Source organism: Ruminococcus albus 7 = DSM 20455 (assembly GCF_000179635.2).
GTDB lineage: Bacteria > Bacillota > Clostridia > Oscillospirales > Ruminococcaceae > Hominimerdicola > Hominimerdicola alba.
Window position 1 is genome coordinate 2,562,731 of record NC_014833.1, and the last position, 18,119, is coordinate 2,580,849.

The window sequence follows — 18,119 nt, forward strand, 5'->3', positions numbered from 1 at the left end:
AGACTATGGCAGGATTTCTCAAATGGTTTTTTGTATTTATCTCCGAGATGCTGAAAGGCTTTGCGATGATATTCTCAGGGCTTTGGAACGGCATCAAGCAGATATTCAACATCAAAAATTACATAAAGGTATTCAAAAGCTATTCCACCGATTTCGGTGCCCTGGGCTGGGTATTGTCTATCCTTGCGATAATCCTTGTAGCCGCAGTATTTGTACTGATAGGCGTGATAATAATCATCGCGGTAAGAAAGTACATCAGGTTCAGGCACTCGATAGTCAGTAATGAGGACTTGCTGGAAGAGATCGCAGATCTTCAGAGGCAGGTACTTAAAATGACCAAGGAAAAGGACGAGATCATGGCGATGAAGGTCGCCCAGATGGGCATACCTACCTCAGGTGCCCTCTCTCTTGCCGGTGTTGGCGGAGATATGTCCGCATTCAATGCAGAGGGTGCCGAAGGTGCTGCTGCGGGTGAGACTTCCGATGACGGTATTGTACAGACAGCGGACAGAAGATTCTCCAGACTTATGGAAGTCGACAGCTTCTACCGCACCTACACTCCTCCCGAGTACGACAATACCATCACCCTTGCATCACTTTGCGATACCTACAGGAACTTTGCGTGCTCGCGTATGCATCTGTTCTATGAACCCAAGACTATCAGACTTTTCATAGCCGGCATGGCTTCCACCAAGCTGATAATCCTGCAGGGTATCTCAGGTACAGGTAAAACATCGCTCCCCTACTCCTTCGGTAAGTTCTTGCAGCATGATACCACCATAGCATCGGTACAGCCCTCATGGCGTGACAGGACCGAGCTTTTCGGATACTTCAATGAATTCACCAAGAATTTCAACGAGACCGAAGTACTGAAAAGGATATACTCCTCCAGCTATAACAACGACATCAACCTGGTGCTTCTCGATGAGATGAACATCGCCCGTGTCGAGTACTACTTCGCGGAGATGCTCTCCATACTCGAAATGCCAAACGCCGACGAATGGGAGCTTGACCTGGTGCCAAATGTATGGAGCACCGACCCTGTCAACCTCAACAGAGGCAAACTGAAGATACCGCAGAATGTATGGTACATCGGTACAGCGAACAACGACGATTCGACCTATGCTATATCCGATAAGGTATACGACCGTGCACAGCCCATAAACCTCGATGCCAAGGGCGTAGCCTTCGATGCACCCGATACAGCACCCATTAATCTGGGTTTCGATCATCTCGATCAGCTTTTCAGGGAGGCATTCGACAAGTACCCCATTTCCCAGGAAACACTCAAGAAGATACAGCAGCTTGACCTGTGGGTAATAGAGAAGCTGCGTGTAGCTTTCGGTAACCGTATACTCAAGCAGATGGGTCTGTTCGTACCCGTATATGTAGCCTGCGGCGGTGAGGAACTGGAAGGCGTTGACTACGTACTTGCTACTAAGATATTCAGAAAATTTGAATCCCTGAACCTTGCTATGCTGAGAGATGAGCTCAGAGAGCTTGTAAACTATATGAACAAATCCTTCGGCAAAAACAAGATGAAGGAATCCATAGAGTATCTTGAAAGACTTCAGAAGCTGTTCTGACAGCTTGCTTGATAAAAGGACATTGTACTTTGTATGTGTCCTAATCTATATCGAAAAGGCAGGTGAGGCGATTGGATAGCTTGTACGGCAAATGGTATGAGGATTTTAAAGAGTCTACAGAGCTTTTTGATGATGATGAGCTGTTCGGATCGCTGGACGCTCTGCTCCATTCAAGCAGGAACACCTTCGCTATGAACAAAAAGCTCATGGCAAAGGCTATAGATGTAAGCTGGGTAGAAGCGATAGAGAACGGTCTTGTTCATCTGGATAACGTACTGAGAAATCCCAGACGTACCATAGAAGACGTTGAGGAGATAGTGCCTATCGCACTTTCAAGAAAGATAACTGTTGAGTCGGTAAAGCATCTGGCCCAGCACACAGATCTTATACAAAGCTATGACGCTAAGACAAACAAGGTAACACCATCAAAGGTGCTGAATGTACATAAGGAAGAAAGCCTTATGACCTATGAGAACAAGTTCGTTAATACGCTTGTTGACAGGCTTTATATATTCATCACCACAAGATACGAAAAACTGGCACAGGTGGCAAGGGATGAGGAAGTATTCACCCTTGGGTATGATACCTCCATAGATGACGGTGCCGGCGGAAAAATGAAGATCGAAGTCAAGCTGGAGACCACCAACAGCCTTGACAGCTACAACAAAAGCGGATATACCGTATGGCAGCGAGTCGAAAAGCTCAAAAAGATAATCGAGGGCTATAAGGGCTCAGAGCTTTGTCAGGCACTCGGCAATACCTTCGTAAGACCGCCCATAATGCGTACCAACGCGATAATGAAAAACGTAGACCTAAAAGCCTGCCTGACCCTGTGGCAGTACATAGTAGGCTATGAAAAGGTAGGATACGAGATAAATGTTGAGGATACAGCGGTAAAGCCCCAGGATAATTACATCGAGGATTTTTACAAGCTGGTCATACTCAACCTTCTCCTGTTCAGGTCATATACGGATAAAAAGTCAAAGGCTCTTGAGGAGCTGAAGACCGATAAGCTGAAACGAGCCGCACCGAGGGTCATCAAGCGGTTCAGCAACGAGATCTCAGGCGATTACAATATCTACGCTGAGGGCGTTGCGGGCTATGTGGCAAAAGAGGGAGAATTCAAACTTAAAAAGAATCTTCCCCAGGATGTGCGAAAGATATTCGATGAAGTAAATAACGTCATAGATATCGAACGCGCATTCATAGCACAGCTTGAAGCCGCAAGACTGAAGGCTGAGCAGGAGCGTCTTGAAGAAGAAGCAAGGCTGGAAGAACAGCGTCGCATCGAAGCTGCAAGACAGGAAGAGCTGGAAAAGATCCGCAAGCGCAAGGAGGAGGAAGAACTCCGACTCCAGCAGATGCTGGAACAGAAGCGGCTTGAACAGGAAGAGGAAGAACGCCGCAGGCAGGCTGAGGAAGCTGAACGTCAGGCAAGACTCGAGGATATGCGCAGGCGCGAGGAAGAAGAACGCAAGCGCCGCGAGGAAGAGGAACGTGCAGCTGCCGAGCGTGAGCGTATCAGCCTGAACAGATCCAAGATGAGAAACGAGCTTGGCGAGGCTGAGGGTCTTGACAGCGAAGAGATAAACAAAGTTCCCGACGAATCAGAGCTTGAAAAACAGGCTTATGAAGAAGTCACCGAGGACGATATCGAACAGGCTATGGCTGTTATGGAGGAGCAGGCTGATGAAGCTCCCGAGTTCGAGGATCCTCGTGCGGTAGCCGCAAGGCTCAAGCTGGAGCAGCAGAAGAAAGAAAAGGAACGGCGTGAAGCTGAACGTGCCGCAAGGCTCAAGGCTGAGAGAGAATACTTCGAGAGCAAGCCGTTCTGGACGATCTACAAAGAGTACTCCAAAAATCCCGTGTATGTTATACCGAGATTCATCACCTACCTGCTGGTAATATGGTTCGGTATAATACCCAAGGATACCGATAACCCTGATTATAAGCGCAGACGTGCCGAGATAGAAGAACAGAAGCGTCTTAAAAAGGAAGAGCAGGAAAAGCGCAGCGAGATGGAAGCATACTACAAGAAGTATGCTCAGACCTTCAAGTACCGCTTTATGAGAATGCTTGCAGACCGCAAGTTCAAAAAGCGTAAGCGTCTTGAAATGAAGGGCAAGCCAAAGCCCGTCTATGTACCGCCCAAGCGTACACCTGAAGAACAGCAGGCTATCGACACCGAGATGAAGCGTCTGTATAAGGAATACCACGTAAGTGTATTTGAAAAGATCCGCAGACGCATAGATGCCGCAAAGCGTTCCTTCGATGAGAGCCATAAGAAAAAGCGAATGACTCAGGCAAACGAACTGATAGGACGTATACAGAACGGCGAAAACGATGTTTCAGACCGTGAAGACAGCGGCATACAGAAAATTGCCAACATCATCACTACGATAATACTGATAGCAGCAGTTATCTTCACAGCGTATGTTATGATATGCGCAGCAAGGAACAAGGCTGTTGATGTATTCGGCAAGAGCGTGCTGAAAGTGGTCACCGGCAGTATGGAGCCTTCCATAAGCGTAGGTGATTACATCGTGGTTGAAAAGGTCAATACCGATACGCTGAAAAAGGATGATATAATATCCTTCTATTCCGAGGATCCTGACATCTACGGTATGCTTGTAACACACAGGATAGTCAGTGTGGAGGCTGACGGCACATTCATAACAAAGGGCGATGCGAACAAAACCGAGGACAGTGTTGCTGTAAAACCCGACAAGATAGTTGGCAGATATACAGGCAGAGCAAGGTTCTTTATATGGGTCAATTCCTTTGCAAGCCCGAAAAAGCTTCTGATGATACTTGTTATAGTACCTACGGCGATCATATTCATGCTTGAACTCAGAAGCCTTGCTAAGCTTGGCAAGAAAGTCAACGAGGCAAATAAGATCTCGTATGAGGAGCGCAGACAGGCACTTATCAGAGAAGCTATAGAAAAAGAAAAACAAAGGCTGGCTGAAGAAGATCAGCAGCGCAAAGAAGAGGTGACAGCGGATGAACCAAGAGAAGATACTGAAACGTAGAATGATCACAGCACTGATACTCTGGATCATCACGCTGATAGCACTTCTGGTGTTTATAGGATTATATATCGATGAAACAAGACGAGTTCAGGAAACCTACAGAAAACAGTACAAGACCGAGCTTACCCACGCAGTAAAGGAGATAGACTCCTATCTTGAAAATAAAGGCGACACAGCACTGCGTTACAAGCGCATAACCAGCTACGTCACCTGTGCAAGCTCTTACGCTTTCCTGATAGAAAACAGTTTTGACAAGCAGCAGAAGGTCATCAACGAAGTGAACACCTGCATGATAAAATATCCCGAGCAGATGAGCACCAGGCTGGAGGAGCTGAAACAGGCTTTCGATGATATCGGCGCAGACCTTGACAAGGGCTACGAAGAAGCGCAGGCTGTTGTGGATTCTGTAAACAAAAAAGGTAACTAGGGAGTGGTCAACAATGAATGAAAAAAGAAAGCTGAAACGAGAGATCAAGATCTGCCGTCAGACTATCGAGGAGATAGAACGAAAGCGTTCAAGATCACAGTCAGCGCTGGTACAGGCAGTGCTTCTGCAGGAAGAACCCGACGAGAACGATGTCGAGTGGTTCAACAAGTACACAGGCGAGATCACAGCCTGCAGAAATCACATGATAGAATTGCAGAAAAAACTGAATTCGCTGTAAAAAAAGAAATAACCGCAGTCCCGATCAGGGGCTGCGGTGTTGTTTTATCTGATCTCTGCACCTGATATTCGGTGCATACGTTGTTTTTCTTCGTACATGGCTTGATCAGCGCGTGAAAGTATCTGCTCGTAGCTCTCATCACCCTCGGTATACGAGGAATGACCTATGGCGATACTCAGTGAGAAGCTTTCTTCATAGGCGAAAGCTCCGTACTCATCACGTTCGGAATTCATCCTGTCCATAAGACTCTGGAGCTCATCGTTAAGCTTTTCAAGATCCTCCTCAGTCTTATCCTTCAGCAGTGCTATGAATTCATCACCGCCCACTCTGTAAACATTGGCGAAAACAGTGCTCATACACTTGGCTGCCGAACGCAGCAGCGTATCACCGCCAAGATGACCGAAGCAGTCATTGGTAGGCTTCAGCAGATTAAGATCCATTGAAACCACGCTCATCTCTTCAAGTGGTATTATGCCTGCATCTCTTTCAAGTGCATACCTGTTTCCAAGACCCGTCAGCTGATCTGTGTACGCCAGTATCTCCAGCAGCTGATCCTCACGCTTACGGCTCATCTCGTTCATCAGCTTGCGTATGCCGTTCACCAGCTCGAAAGCAAGATACATTATGAAGCCTATCCTTACTATGAACGTCTGATCACCCAGTGTAGTCACGAATATAAAGAATATCGCATTGGCAAAAGAGAAGCCCAGCAGTATCAGTATACCCAGCCTGTTTATGGGGTCTATCAGTTTCAGACGCTTCACATTTACAGCAAAGGTTATGAATGACATCACGCCCAGCGAGGTGATGAACACCTTGACAGTTTCAGTATATGTGGCTACACCTGTAAAGTGCAGCACAGATAGTATGACCTCCAGCCCTGCAAATGTAAAGAACAGCCAGCCCAGCTTCAGCGTAGGCACTATGTCCTCAAAATACAGCATGGCTGCAAGCGGCACCATGAAGATCATGAAATAGTTCATGTAGTATTGCATGATTGGATTGCCGAAAATGTACTGATTGAAAAACAGCGGACAATTAACGTATAACGCAAACAGTATCGAAAGCGAACCCAGCGAAAAAGCCTCGGGAGCTTCTATCTTCTTGAAAGTACATATCACGTGTATGACCAACAGCAATACACCGAATATACCCATGATGACATTGATCGTGTACAGCTCGAACTCGTCTTTGAGATAGCTGTATATCAGCTCATTCTCAGCACCGATACGTATCCTGTAACTCGGCATATATTCGCTGCGGAATACTGTATCAACAGTGATGTTGATGTATTTGCCTCCGTTTTCCGGAATATAGATAAAGTGAGTATAGGTACCCGGTGAACAGCCAAAGACAGGTTTTTCACCAAAATGATAAATGGCTTCCCCGCTAAGGTCGCCTGCTGTATCACTTATATCTGCATCAACAAATGAATCATACGTACGAAAAGAAAGGGATTTACCCCTGACATCATCAGTTATCTCATGGCTCATAATAAGACGAAGGATCGTTCTTCCATCCTCACCTTCATACTCATAATGCTCATAAGTCCAGTCCGTATCATAATGATCAACCTTCCCAGAACCCACAGGAACACTGTCATTTAACTTAAAAGCAAGTATCAGCACCACTACCGTTATTATAAAGAGATATAGACCTATATACCTCTTTTCAAGCAGTTTCATATGGTATTCTCCTTTACGGACAGAAATTAATAAAAAATCTGATCATCCCGTTTACACACCAATTAATTTGGTGTAATATCAGAACTAGAAATGATAAACATCAACATGATGATTCATTGTTATATAGCACTTTGTAATGGTGTGTTAATGGGATAACCATGATAAATAATGTTATTACTGCTTTCTACATTATATCATATTATAACAAATTGGTAAAGGTTCTTTTGAAAATTTTATCGTAATTGATTAGATGTATTACTAATAACAAGTTGTTCACAACAAACTTTGATTGTACAAAAGCGCCCATTTCAGGGAATATTCGCCATTTTTCAATGCAGGATATAAAAAAATTAAGATAAATAAAAATTTGCCCAAAATATTATTAAATTTCAGTACAACGATTGACTAATCTGTGTTTATATGGTATAATATACACAAGATATAGTTAGATATCTCCTGCTTTTTTATAACATATAAATAGGCTAAATAATTATACTATTGACGGAGGAGAATGAATATGCGTTTTAATACTTATGGCAACAGCAGAAATCCTATAATTATAATGCTCACTAGTTCTTTCTGTTCTGCAGAATCCTTATCTTATCTTTATGAAGAGCTTACAAATGACTACTATATAATCGTACCCGAATATAACGGACACTATGAGGGCAGTGTTGACTTCACCACAAGCCATGATGAAGCTAAGCAGGTAGTACATTTCCTGAAAGAAAACAGTATCAGTGATATCTGTCTGATATACGGTCAGGCTATGGGCGCTGAGATCGGTATGGAACTTATATCTCAATGTCTTAAACAGCATATAACTATCGAATCAGCTTTCTTTGACGGCGGCACATTCCTGAAGCAGCCCAAGCTTTATAAGGCGATAATGAACTTCAAGCATAAGTCGATGATGAACAAGATGAAGAATCAGAGCGTTGACGAAGTCGTAAGCTGGAAATCCGTAGACCAGTTCACCAAGGAAGATACCAAGACTATGCGTCCTGTTATAGAGTCCATGGTAAAGACCGCTCCCGTTATAACCGACGGAAGTATCAAGAACGAGACCGAAGCCAGGTATACCTTCAATTTTCCCTATCTCCCCGATGAGATGCAGGAGAACATCTTCTTTGTTTATGCCACAGATGAAAAGAATTTCAAATCATGTTTCAAGCACCTGATCGAAGCTTATCCCTCTGCCAATTTCAAGACACTGAGGGGTGAGGGTCACCTTACTTATTCTGTAAGAAAGACCGACGACTATCTGAGGGTAATCAGGGCTATCTGCAACAGGAACAATGAAGACGACTGATCGTACTCCACAGACTTATGGCAAGTACTTATATTGAATAATTTTGATAACTGCCGGAGGATGACCTTTCTTGCTAAAGGTCCCCTCCGGTTTTCTGCTTTGCCGGAAATCGCTTGATTTCCAAATACAGACACTTGCTGCTGAGGTATTTTTCATTCTGATTTGATCTATGTTTCAGACGCCTTTCACATAAGATCATATTGATATAACGTTTATAGATTAATATAATAGTATTCTTCAGCCGTTGGTTATCGTATGGGTGAAATAAAGTATGATCCAAAAATACAAAATTAAGTATCCCGGGACAAAAAAATATTTAGTCAAAATGTCAAATGATACGATGATTTATTGACATATCCCACAAAGGCTGATATAATATAAACCGTTGAAAAACGGAATATCAATACTTGAACTAAAGGAGATATAACTGATGAAAAACAGAATTCTTGCTGCCGCTCTTGCGCTGACAATGAGCGCCTGCATCTGTGGATGCAGTGAATCCAAAAAGACTTCCGATAAGGATACCGCCGCTGATGCCGGTAAAAGAAGCACCGCCATTGACGGCACAGTTACCGATGAAGAAACCACTCCGGACGAAACCACATCGGAAGAGGAAGAAGCTGCCGATGTACCGTTCATTGATCCTCAGGCAGAACAGACTGAAGGTACACATGAGCTGAAATGCAACGTTAGATTTGCCGCTCCCGATGATAAGAACGGTTTTACCTTTGAAGTAACACTCTCTGAGAGCGAGGCTGCATCAGGTATAAATGTAGGTCTTTATAATGAGCAGGGCGAAAAGGTAGCTGATATGGTGGATGACGGCAGCAAAAAGCCCGATAAGGAAGCCGGAGACCATATCTACAGCTGCTACTACAAGCCCGAAAGTGACAAGGCTGCTACTTATGAGCTGACCGCAAGGATCGGCGCTATTCAAACTGCACCTGTCAGAGTTCGCGTTTATGACGAATTTGACGATGAAGATTTCAACAAGCTGAAAGAAGTAACCGCTCAGTTCACCGAGATAGATAAGAAGTACAGAGATGCATCAGGCAAGATCCCCGATGACAAAAAGGATGCAGTCCTTGATGAAGCAGAAACGCTTACAAAGAAGCTGTACGATAACGGCGAGGTCATCGAATACTCCGTTGACAGAAAGAACGGCATCGTAAACATCTGGCTCGAAAGCTACCTGCCCTACGTATACAATATCGACAACGTGACCGAATAATAACCAGTACTCCCGTTAAGGCGGGTACCCATACAGAAGTTTATATTATTTATCGGGGGAAACTTTTCTGAAGAAAAGTTATCCCCCGAACCCGTCTGCAAAGGCTTTGCCTTTGTAGATTCAAACAGACTTTTATCTCTTTTGGGCAGGGGGTAGCTATGTTTGCAAACATAGCTACCCCCTGCCCAAAAGAAATAGAAGTTTTCGGAAAGGGGTCAGCATCAGCGAAGCTGACGCTTAGGAATAACCCTTTTTCAAAAGGGTTTTCCCCAATAGATAGCATAAATATTCTGTATGGGTACCAGCCTTAACAGTGGAGGGTGTTATTCCGCCGCAAACTGCGAATTATAAAGCTCGCTGTAAAAGCCGCCTTTTGCGATAAGGCTTTCGTGAGTGCCCTGTTCGACGATATGACCCGAGCGCATAACAATGATATTCTCGGCTTCCTTGATTGTAGAAAGTCGGTGGGCGATGATGAAGCTTGTCCTGCCCTTCATCATCTCAGCGAAGGCACGCTGTATCATTATCTCGGTACGGGTATCGATTGAAGATGTAGCCTCATCAAGTATAAGCATAGGAGGCAGGGACAGCATGACCCTTGCGATACACAGAAGCTGCTTCTGCCCCTGTGAGAGCGTGCTGAAAGCATCGGATACAACAGTATCATAGCCCTTTGGCAGACGCTTTATGAATCCGTGGCAGTGGGCTGACTTTGCAGCGGCTATGACTTCTTCCTCGGTGGCATCCGGCTTGCCGTAACGGATATTATCACGTATGGAAGCAGTTTTCAGCCATGTTTCCTGCAGCACCATACCGTACATTGAACGCATGGAATCGCGTGTACAGTTCTTTATGGGCTTGCCGCTTATGTTTATGCTGCCGCTGTCTGCATCGTAAAAGCGCATCAGCAGATTTATCATGGTTGTCTTTCCGCAGCCCGTAGGGCCTACTATGGCAGTGCGTTCACCTGCCCTGACGTGCAGGTTGAAATCCTCGATAAGCTTGACTTCGGGGTCATAGCTGAAATATACGTGCTCGGCATCCACACTCCCGTCAACTTTGGTGAGTACTTCGGCATCGGGGTCATCGGGTATCTCTTCCCTTTCGTCGATAAGCTCGAATACCCTTCCTGCTGATGCAAGTGCACTCTGGAGTTCGGTGATAACGCCTGATATCTCATTGAATGGCTTGGTATACTGATTAGCATACGACAGAAAAGCCGACAGCGCTCCCACAGTGAAGCTTCCGCCGCTGAATACCGTAAGTGCACCGAGTATACCGACAGATGTGTACACAAGACCGTTTACAAATCTTGTACAGGGATTTGTCAGTGAGGAGAAGAATATCGCCTTGACACTGACCGCCTGCAGTTTTTTGTTGTACACATCGAACTGTTCTTCGGCTTCATCCTCGTAGCTGAAAGCCTGTACAGTTTTAAGATTTCCTGTTATCTCCTCAACAAGCGCGGTCATCTCACCGCGGGCTACTGACTGCTTGTGAAAAAGGTCAAAGGTGTTCTTCGCTATGAACCTTGCCACAAACAGCGAAAGCGGTGTCAGCAGTATTACCACAAGAGATATCTTCACGTTTATGGAAAGCATGAATATTATAGTACCAATAATTGTACATATACCCGTGAAGAGCTGTGCAAACCCCATGAGCAGACCGTCGGATATCTGGTCTATATCAGTGATGATACGGCTGATTATATCACCGTGAGGGTGTGCATCTATATAGGAGAGAGGCAGACGTGACAGCTTAGAGAATGCCTTGCGGCGTATATCTCTCACCACATTGAAGGTTATCTTGTTGGTGCACAGTGACATGAGCCACTGTGATACTGCTGTTATGGATACTGTCACACAAAGCTTCACAAGCACAGGAGTCAGTGCTTTGATATCAACATTTCCCTTGCCTATTATAAGGTCAACACACTGTCCTATAAGTATCGGAGCATAAAGAGTAGTCGCCACAGTTATAAGGGCTAGCAGCATTGATATGCCGAATAGTCCCCTATACGGTCTTGCATAGGCAAGGAGCGGTTTCAGTACAGATTTTTGTACTTTATCAGCTTTAGCCAATCTCCTTCACCTCCTCCTCGGAAAGCTGTGACAGGCATATCTCACGGTATACATCACATGAGTTACAAAGCTCTTTGTGGGTGCCTATGCCTGCTATCTTTCCGTCATCAAGTACTATTATCTTATCAACGTTCTTTATGGAGGATATCCTCTGTGATACAATGAATACCGTCATATCCCCTGTCTTATCGGAAAGTGCTTTTCTCAGCCTTGCTTCGGTGGCAAGGTCAAGTGCGGACGCTGAGTCATCGAGCATTACTATCTCGGGTGAACCGACGAATGCCCTTGCTATGGTAAGGCGCTGACGCTGTCCGCCCGAAAGGTTCTTGCCCTCCTGCATTATCATCTCGTCCAGCTTATCGGGCTTTTCCATAACGAAATCATAAGCCTGTGCAAGTTTCAGGGCGGATATTATCTCCTCATCATCTGCGGAGCTGTCACGCCATTTCATATTATCTCGGACAGTACCCTTGAAAAGCACTGCACGCTGTGGTACTATACCTATCTTGCCCCTTAGCTGTGCGAATGGGTACTCTTTAACGTCAACTCCGTCGATAAGCACCTGACCCTTTGAAGCATCATAGAATCTCGGGATAAGGTTTACCACCGAGGATTTGCCCGAACCTGTACCACCGATTATGCCAACAGTCTCTCCCCTGTTCACGGTAAAGCTGATATCCTCAAGGGCGTACTCCTCGCTGTCATGGTAAGAGAAGCTCACTCCGCGGAATTCCACCGCAGGTGCTGAGGTATCTGCTGTTACATCGGTATTTCCCTCATCGCTGACAGTAGGTCCGATATCAAAAATATCATTTATACGTATGGCTGAAGCCTGCATCTTGGTGATATTCGTGACGAGTATCGCCATAGCGAGAAGTGCCAGAAGTATCTGGTTCATATAGTTCACAAGGGCTATGACATCGCCCTGAGTAATAACGTCGTTATACACCTGATGCGCACTCGCCTTTAAAAGTACGGCTATGCCCAGGTTCACGATGACGTAAGTCATGGGGTTCATAAGGGCATTTATCCTGCCAGCCTTTATCTGCAGGTCGGCAAGTTCATCGGTGAGCTTTTCAAACTCATTTTCTTCTGACTTCTGTGCAGAAAAAGCACGTATCACCCTTGCACCCGAAAGTGCTTCTCCTGTCAGCAGATTAGTGCGGTCAAGGGTCTTCTGGATATTCTTGTAGCGCGGTATGGTGATGCTCATTATCTTATAGATAACAAAAGCAAGACATGGGGCTATTACAAGGAATATAAGCGTGAGCTTCACCGATATGGCGAATGCCATTATCACCGCACCCACCACGATGAAGGGCGAACGCAGGAGAAGTCTGAGCAGTATATTCACACCGGATTGGGCGGTATTGATATCCGCAGTCATACGTGTAACAAGTGTACTGCTGCCGACCTTGTCTATCTCGGAATAGGAAAGCCTGTTGATATGGCGCAGCAGATCGGTGCGCAGTGCGGTGCCGAATCCGACGGAAGCCTTTGCCGCAAAATACTGTGCCGTAAGGGAACAGGCAAGCCCCAGGAATCCCAGCAGCACCATGATAGCGCCCATACGGAGTATATACGGCACATCCTCATTCTTTATACCGATATCTATTATACGCTTCATGACCACAGGTACGGCAAGCTCGAAGCAAGCTTCGATAAGCTTGAAGAGAGGTCCTATAAAACTCTCCTTTTTATAGTTTTTAAGATAGCGAAACAGTTTGAACATATTTTTCTCCAATACACAGACAGACGGACAGTTTAACGCTGTCCGTCCGATATTTACGTTATCTGATCTTTCTGACCTTTACCTTTACGACGGAATAACCCGATGAACCACGACCAAAAGCTTTTTTTTTTCGGGCGCAGGTTCTGCGGGCTTTTCAGCATTTTCCGCAGCAGGAGCATTCTCCGTCTTTTCGGGTATTTCAACAGGTACCTCAGCAGGAGGATCCACAGGCTCCGGCTTCGGTTCGGGTACAGGCTTGGGCTTTGGTACATTGGCATAAGCCTCAGCGTAAGCCCTGCTCTGGGCATCCACACGTACACCGTCAGATGGCTTGCGCACATATCTGCCGTCGGGCTGCATATCCCTTGCTTTAACATTATCATTCATCTGGGTATCGAACATATCCAGTATGCGCTGACGGATGTCGGGGTCAAGCACAGGTGCGGCTACTTCGACGCGGCGTGTGGTATTTCTGGTCATATAGTCAGCGGAGGATATATATACGTTCTTCCTGACACCGCTGCCGAATATGTATATACGCGAATGTTCGAGGTAGCGTCCCACTATGGAACGTATGCGAACGTTTCCGGTAACACCCTCAACCCCTGCAACAAGGCAGGAAATTCCGCGTATCACCATCTCCACCTTTACGCCTGCCTGAGAGCATTCGATGATCTTATCCATTATCACCTTATCAGTAAGGGAATTAAGCTTAGCGCCAACATAACCGTCACCGCCTGCCTTAGCTATTGCTATCTCGTTATCCATCATTTCAAGGACACGGTTCTGCAGACAATGGGGCGCTACCAGCAGAAGGCTGCTTTTCTCAACAAGCTCGCCTATGGACAGTGTGCGGAATACTTCCTCTGCATCCTTAGCTATATCCCTGTTTGATGTCATAAGACAGAGGTCGGTATAAAGCTCGGCTGTCTTCTCGTTATAGTTGCCTGTGCCTATCTGGGTGGTATACTTTACACCCTCAGCGGTCTTTCGGGTGATAAGACAGAGCTTTGAATGCACTTTCAGACCCTTGGGACCGTACATGACTCTGCAGCCTGCTTCTTCAAGCTGCTTTGACCAGCCGATATTGTTCTCCTCATCGAACCTTGCGCGGAGCTCTACCAGCACGCATACCTCCTTGCCGTTTTCGGCAGCGGTGCACAGTGCCTTTATTACCTTGGAATGCTTTGCCACGCGGTAAAGGGTCATCTTTATGGATACAACGCTTTCATCCTTTGCGGCTTCATTGAGAAGTCTTATAAAAGACTGTATGGATTCATAAGGATAGGACAGGAACAGATCCCTTTCGTCGATCTGATCTATCATCGGACGGCTCTCGTCTATCATACGTGACAGCTGAGAGGTACGCGGTTCAAAGAACAGTTCCTTTTTAGCCTCAGCCTTACTGAATATCGTGAATACATAGGATAGATCAAGGGGTGTTTTTTCAATAAAGACCTGTTTTTTGGACAGTTCAAGCCTGGTGCACAGTTCCTTCTGCAGCGGCTCGGATATCTGCTTTGAAAGCTGCAGTCTTACAGGACACAGACGCTTTCTCTTGTTTATCAGCACAGACATATTCTGCCTGAAATCCAGTTCACGGTCAAAGCTTTCATCCACGTCGATATCGGCGTTGCGGGTTATTCGCATGAGGGTCTTTTCCTCCACCTTATAACCGTGGAATATCTTATCTGTAAAGTGGAGTATAAGCTCCTCCACCAGCACGTAAGCTATGGTATCATCCTGAGCAGGCAGGAATATCACACGTTCAAACTTCTCGCTGCAGCCGATTATACCCAGCGTCACACCGCTTTTTGAAGTAAGCTTGGCAGCCACGTATATGCTCTTGTTAGGCAGAAACGGGAATGGGTGCCGCTTGTCGATGACCAGCGCATTCAGGAAAGGCTTTATCTCATAGGCATAGTAAGCCTCAAGAAATTCAAGCTCCTGCCCCGTAAGGCTCTTGATACTCTTATGAAGTATATTATTAGGTTCAAGTGCTTTGTGTATAGCCTTGAAGCTTTCATCCTTAGTCGGTATAAGCTCGCGCACCCCTGAATATATGGCACTCAGCTGCTCGGACGGCTTCATCTTTGATTTGTTGTCCTTCTGAGAATCATCCACAAGGGAGGCATCATAAAGAGAACCTACTCTCACCATAAAGAACTCATCAAGATTGCTGCCGTATATGGACTGGAACAGCAGTCTTTCAAGCAGAGGATTGCGCTCGTCACGGGCTTCTTCAAGCACACGTTCATTGAATTTGAGCCATGAAAGCTCACGGTTATCGTATACCCTGTTTTTCACGGTATTTTCTCCTATCGTATATAATAAGCTATTATATATTATAGTACACTGTGACGAAATTGTCAACAGTTCAAGGACAGGTTATTTCTATTTTAAGATGGGAGAATACAGAAAGAAATGCCACAATGGTGAAGACGGGTACTGATAAATAATTTTTGAATCTTTGAAGAGAAGGTCACGTATCACAGAATCCACCGCAAATCAAAAATCTCAGAGCACAGCATCATCTTTTTTGACCTCTTGTTTTTTGACCTCTTGTTTTGGTTTACGGTACGCCCTACGCATCACCTTATCAACACTAAAAAACACCGAAATTCCGCACATTTTCAAATGCTGAATTTTACCTCAATACCTGTTTCATCGGATATAAGCACGACATCTATCATCGCTGCCGCTACATCGTACTTCTCCCGCACCGTCAGCTTATCCCACTGCTTCATAGGTTCTTCCAAAGGCTTTGTGTCGATTGCCTTACGCTTGCGGCACATAGTCTGCATTTTTTTTATCAAGCTCCGACTTCTGCTCACTCAGCTTTTCACATTCAGCCGTATCGGACTTGATACGTTCTTTCAGCTTTCCGATCTTCTCATCGAGCTTCGTGATCTTCTTTGCGATGTCAGCCATATCATCACCCCCAATCGTCTGTACTTCGGAAATCAATTTCCATACTCCAATTATAGCGCGCAACAAGGGGCTTTGTCTACTGGTATTGCGCACGAAGATTTGTGTGCCGGATAGGTTTTCCGTTCGACAGATTGTTATGGGGAAAATCAAAAAGCTGTGTAGCGGAGTTTGCTCACACAGCTTGTAAATTTTCATTCTCTTTTGAAATTAAATATTTGTAGGTTGTTATATGTCCCTATTTAGCCATTCTTCCCTTAGAATTGCATACTGGTATTTATCACACCACCTATGATCTAATGCACTATTTCCTTGATACATCTTTACAAAATGTGCCTCTCTGCGCATTCCTATCTTTTCCATAATTCTATATGATCCTATATTCAGCGTGTTGCAATCAGCTATCACTCTTCTAAGTTTGAGAACATCAAAAGCAAGTCTCAATAAAGTATTTCCTATTTCAGTTCCATATCCCTGCTTCCAATAGTTACGATGCAATTCCCAAGCTAATCCAGCAGGATCTTTGTCTGTAAAATACAGTTCGCATGACCCGATCAGTTCGCTGGTGTCTTTCAGTTCAACAGCATATCTGAAATTGACACACGGATTATCTTCGGCACATTTTATAGCCCAATCAAGATAATCGTGAGCTTCTTTTTCATTTTTAGGCTCACTTGAGCGATATTTCATATTTTCAAGACTGCTCAGCCAATCATATACAATTGGGAAATCACTTTGTCTGAATTTTCTGAAAAGAAGTCTTTCTGAATATAACTCGATATATTGCAATTGAAACATCTCCTACTTTGGATACACACAAGCAAGCCAAGTGCTTACTCTCACTTCACCATTATATCACACCACATCCGAAAAAGCAATACCCACCTTCAGTAATTTTCCTGATAACTATCAACACTAAAAAATACCGAAATCCCGCACTTTTTCAAATGCTGAATTTCACCTCAATACCTGTTTCATCGTATATAAGCACGACATCTATCATCGCTGCCGCTACATCGTACTTCTCCCGCACCGTCAGCTTATCCCACTGCTTCATAGGTTCTTCCAAAGGCTTTATGTCGATAGCTTTACGCTTGCGGCACATAGTCTGCATTTTTTTATCAAGCTCCGACTTCTGCTCACTCAGCTTTTCACACTCAGCCGTATCGGTCTTGATACGCTCTTTCAGCTTGCCGATCTTCTCATCGAGCTTCGTGATCTTCTTTGCGATGTCAGCCATATCATCACCACCAATCGTATGGACTTCGGAAATCAATTTCCATACTCCAATTATAGCGCGCAACAATGGGCTTTGTCTACTGGTATTGCGCACGAAGTTTTGTGTGCCGGATAGGTTTTCCGTTCGACAGATTGTTATTGGGAAAATCAAAAAGCTGTGGAGCGGAGTTTGCTCACACAGCCTATGGGGATATTCAGTTTTTAGTTTGTAAGTTTTAATACTCTTGCCTCCCAAGAAGTACGAGCAACAAGATATTCATGATTAGGATACTGTTCTATCTCATATACAGTCCAGACCCCATCTGTTGTTTTACAGACCACTTTCCATGTTTCTTTATATGGTTGTATTTCGGTATAGCTGGTTTCCTCATATACCTTACCGTCAAAGCTAAGTTTATTGCCAGTATACTCTGCTCGTCTTAGATTACTATCTCTTATTCGCAGACCTAATATAACACCTATTATGACCAGTATTATTATTGACAAGATAATTGTAACCTTCTTCTTTTTAGTCATAGTACACCCCGATTTTTTGAAATGATAAATATTGGCAAGCCGTGTGCTTACTCTCACTTCTACATTATACTACACAGCAACTGAAAAAGCAACCCCCACTTTCATCAAACTG

16 protein-coding genes are annotated in these 18,119 nt (G+C 44.8%); 7 read left to right on the plus strand and 9 right to left on the minus strand.

All coding sequences use genetic code 11. From position 1 onward, the window contains the following. Positions 1 to 5: 5 nt before the first annotated feature. The 4 genes from RUMAL_RS11550 (at position 6) to RUMAL_RS11565 (ending at position 5,283) form a co-directional block, all read left to right on the plus strand. Positions 6 to 1,586: a hypothetical protein gene (locus RUMAL_RS11550; RefSeq protein WP_013498902.1), complete on the plus strand. Its 1,581-nt coding sequence runs from the start codon at positions 6 to 8 to the stop codon at positions 1,584 to 1,586. A gap of 71 nt (positions 1,587 to 1,657) precedes the next feature. Beyond that, positions 1,658 to 4,618 carry a signal peptidase I gene (locus RUMAL_RS11555; protein WP_242837785.1) on the plus strand — a complete coding sequence of 987 codons (2,961 nt, stop codon included), beginning with the start codon at positions 1,658 to 1,660 and terminating at the stop codon, positions 4,616 to 4,618. Beyond that, the gene (locus RUMAL_RS11560; protein ID WP_013498904.1) at positions 4,590 to 5,045 is read left to right on the plus strand and encodes a hypothetical protein; all 456 of its coding nucleotides are present in this window, start codon (positions 4,590 to 4,592) and stop codon (positions 5,043 to 5,045) included. Before RUMAL_RS11555 ends, RUMAL_RS11560 begins: the two co-directional genes overlap by 29 nt. Positions 5,046 to 5,058: 13 nt before the next feature. Continuing rightward, the gene (locus tag RUMAL_RS11565; protein WP_002851980.1) at positions 5,059 to 5,283 is read left to right on the plus strand and encodes a hypothetical protein; all 225 of its coding nucleotides are present in this window, start codon (positions 5,059 to 5,061) and stop codon (positions 5,281 to 5,283) included. Between the two features lie 44 nt (positions 5,284 to 5,327). Here RUMAL_RS11565 and RUMAL_RS11570 read toward each other — a convergent pair whose 3' ends face one another. Beyond that, entirely contained in the window at positions 5,328 to 6,968 is a 1,641-nt protein-coding gene (locus tag RUMAL_RS11570) for a GGDEF domain-containing protein (RefSeq protein ID WP_013498905.1), read from the minus strand. 517 nt (positions 6,969 to 7,485) lie between these two features. Here RUMAL_RS11570 and RUMAL_RS11575 point away from each other — a divergent pair. The 3 genes from RUMAL_RS11575 (at position 7,486) to RUMAL_RS22160 (ending at position 9,822) form a co-directional block, all read left to right on the plus strand. Next, positions 7,486 to 8,280 (plus strand): hypothetical protein, encoded by a 795-nt coding sequence (locus RUMAL_RS11575; protein ID WP_013498906.1) that lies wholly within the window; start codon positions 7,486 to 7,488, stop codon positions 8,278 to 8,280. Positions 8,281 to 8,710: 430 nt separating this feature from the next. After that, positions 8,711 to 9,511 (plus strand): hypothetical protein, encoded by an 801-nt coding sequence (locus tag RUMAL_RS11580; protein WP_013498907.1) that lies wholly within the window; start codon positions 8,711 to 8,713, stop codon positions 9,509 to 9,511. Positions 9,512 to 9,669: 158 nt separating this feature from the next. Beyond that, positions 9,670 to 9,822, plus strand: a complete 153-nt coding sequence (locus tag RUMAL_RS22160) for a hypothetical protein (RefSeq protein WP_013498908.1) — start codon at positions 9,670 to 9,672, stop codon at positions 9,820 to 9,822. 12 nt (positions 9,823 to 9,834) lie between these two features. Here the strand turns inward: RUMAL_RS22160 and RUMAL_RS11585 are convergent, their stop codons facing one another. From RUMAL_RS11585 to RUMAL_RS11615, 8 genes are all read right to left on the minus strand, one after another. Next, entirely contained in the window at positions 9,835 to 11,592 is a 1,758-nt protein-coding gene (locus tag RUMAL_RS11585) for an ABC transporter ATP-binding protein (protein ID WP_013498909.1), read from the minus strand. After that, positions 11,585 to 13,324, minus strand: a complete 1,740-nt coding sequence (locus tag RUMAL_RS11590; protein WP_013498910.1) for an ABC transporter ATP-binding protein — start codon at positions 13,322 to 13,324, stop codon at positions 11,585 to 11,587. The genes RUMAL_RS11585 and RUMAL_RS11590 overlap by 8 nt, the downstream gene beginning before the upstream one ends. Before the next feature lie 84 nt (positions 13,325 to 13,408). Then, complete coding sequence (ppk1, locus tag RUMAL_RS11595; protein ID WP_013498911.1) at positions 13,409 to 15,631, minus strand: polyphosphate kinase 1; 2,223 nt, start codon at positions 15,629 to 15,631, stop codon at positions 13,409 to 13,411. A 326-nt stretch (positions 15,632 to 15,957) separates the two neighbouring features. Continuing rightward, positions 15,958 to 16,128: a hypothetical protein gene (locus RUMAL_RS21800; RefSeq protein WP_154662920.1), complete on the minus strand. Its 171-nt coding sequence runs from the start codon at positions 16,126 to 16,128 to the stop codon at positions 15,958 to 15,960. Next, positions 16,103 to 16,255, minus strand: a complete 153-nt coding sequence (locus RUMAL_RS11600) for a hypothetical protein (protein WP_157865480.1) — start codon at positions 16,253 to 16,255, stop codon at positions 16,103 to 16,105. The genes RUMAL_RS21800 and RUMAL_RS11600 overlap by 26 nt, the downstream gene beginning before the upstream one ends. Before the next feature lie 225 nt (positions 16,256 to 16,480). Then, on the minus strand, positions 16,481 to 17,041 hold the full coding sequence (locus RUMAL_RS20800; protein ID WP_013498912.1) for a GNAT family N-acetyltransferase: 561 nt from the start codon (positions 17,039 to 17,041) through the stop codon (positions 16,481 to 16,483). A gap of 154 nt (positions 17,042 to 17,195) precedes the next feature. After that, the gene (locus RUMAL_RS11610; RefSeq protein WP_013498913.1) at positions 17,196 to 17,492 is read right to left on the minus strand and encodes a hypothetical protein; all 297 of its coding nucleotides are present in this window, start codon (positions 17,490 to 17,492) and stop codon (positions 17,196 to 17,198) included. A 200-nt stretch (positions 17,493 to 17,692) separates the two neighbouring features. Further along, on the minus strand, positions 17,693 to 18,007 hold the full coding sequence (locus RUMAL_RS11615; RefSeq protein ID WP_013498914.1) for a hypothetical protein: 315 nt from the start codon (positions 18,005 to 18,007) through the stop codon (positions 17,693 to 17,695). Between the last annotated feature and the right edge of the window lie 112 nt (positions 18,008 to 18,119).

Coding starts and splice junctions, on each gene's coding strand:
- RUMAL_RS11610 (WP_013498913.1), bottom strand. CDS start 17,492: ATGGCTGACATCGCAAAGAAGATCACGAAGCTCGATGAGAAGATCGGC.
- RUMAL_RS11600 (WP_157865480.1), bottom strand. CDS start 16,255: ATGGCTGACATCGCAAAGAAGATCACGAAGCTCGATGAGAAGATCGGA.
- RUMAL_RS22160 (WP_013498908.1), top strand. CDS start 9,670: ATGTTTGCAAACATAGCTACCCCCTGCCCAAAAGAAATAGAAGTTTTC.
- RUMAL_RS11590 (WP_013498910.1), bottom strand. CDS start 13,324: ATGTTCAAACTGTTTCGCTATCTTAAAAACTATAAAAAGGAGAGTTTT.
- RUMAL_RS11550 (WP_013498902.1), top strand. CDS start 6: ATGGCAGGATTTCTCAAATGGTTTTTTGTATTTATCTCCGAGATGCTG.
- RUMAL_RS11570 (WP_013498905.1), bottom strand. CDS start 6,968: ATGAAACTGCTTGAAAAGAGGTATATAGGTCTATATCTCTTTATAATA.
- RUMAL_RS11615 (WP_013498914.1), bottom strand. CDS start 18,007: ATGACTAAAAAGAAGAAGGTTACAATTATCTTGTCAATAATAATACTG.
- RUMAL_RS11580 (WP_013498907.1), top strand. CDS start 8,711: ATGAAAAACAGAATTCTTGCTGCCGCTCTTGCGCTGACAATGAGCGCC.
- RUMAL_RS11575 (WP_013498906.1), top strand. CDS start 7,486: ATGCGTTTTAATACTTATGGCAACAGCAGAAATCCTATAATTATAATG.
- RUMAL_RS11560 (WP_013498904.1), top strand. CDS start 4,590: ATGAACCAAGAGAAGATACTGAAACGTAGAATGATCACAGCACTGATA.
- RUMAL_RS21800 (WP_154662920.1), bottom strand. CDS start 16,128: ATGCAGACTATGTGCCGCAAGCGTAAGGCAATCGACACAAAGCCTTTG.
- RUMAL_RS11565 (WP_002851980.1), top strand. CDS start 5,059: ATGAATGAAAAAAGAAAGCTGAAACGAGAGATCAAGATCTGCCGTCAG.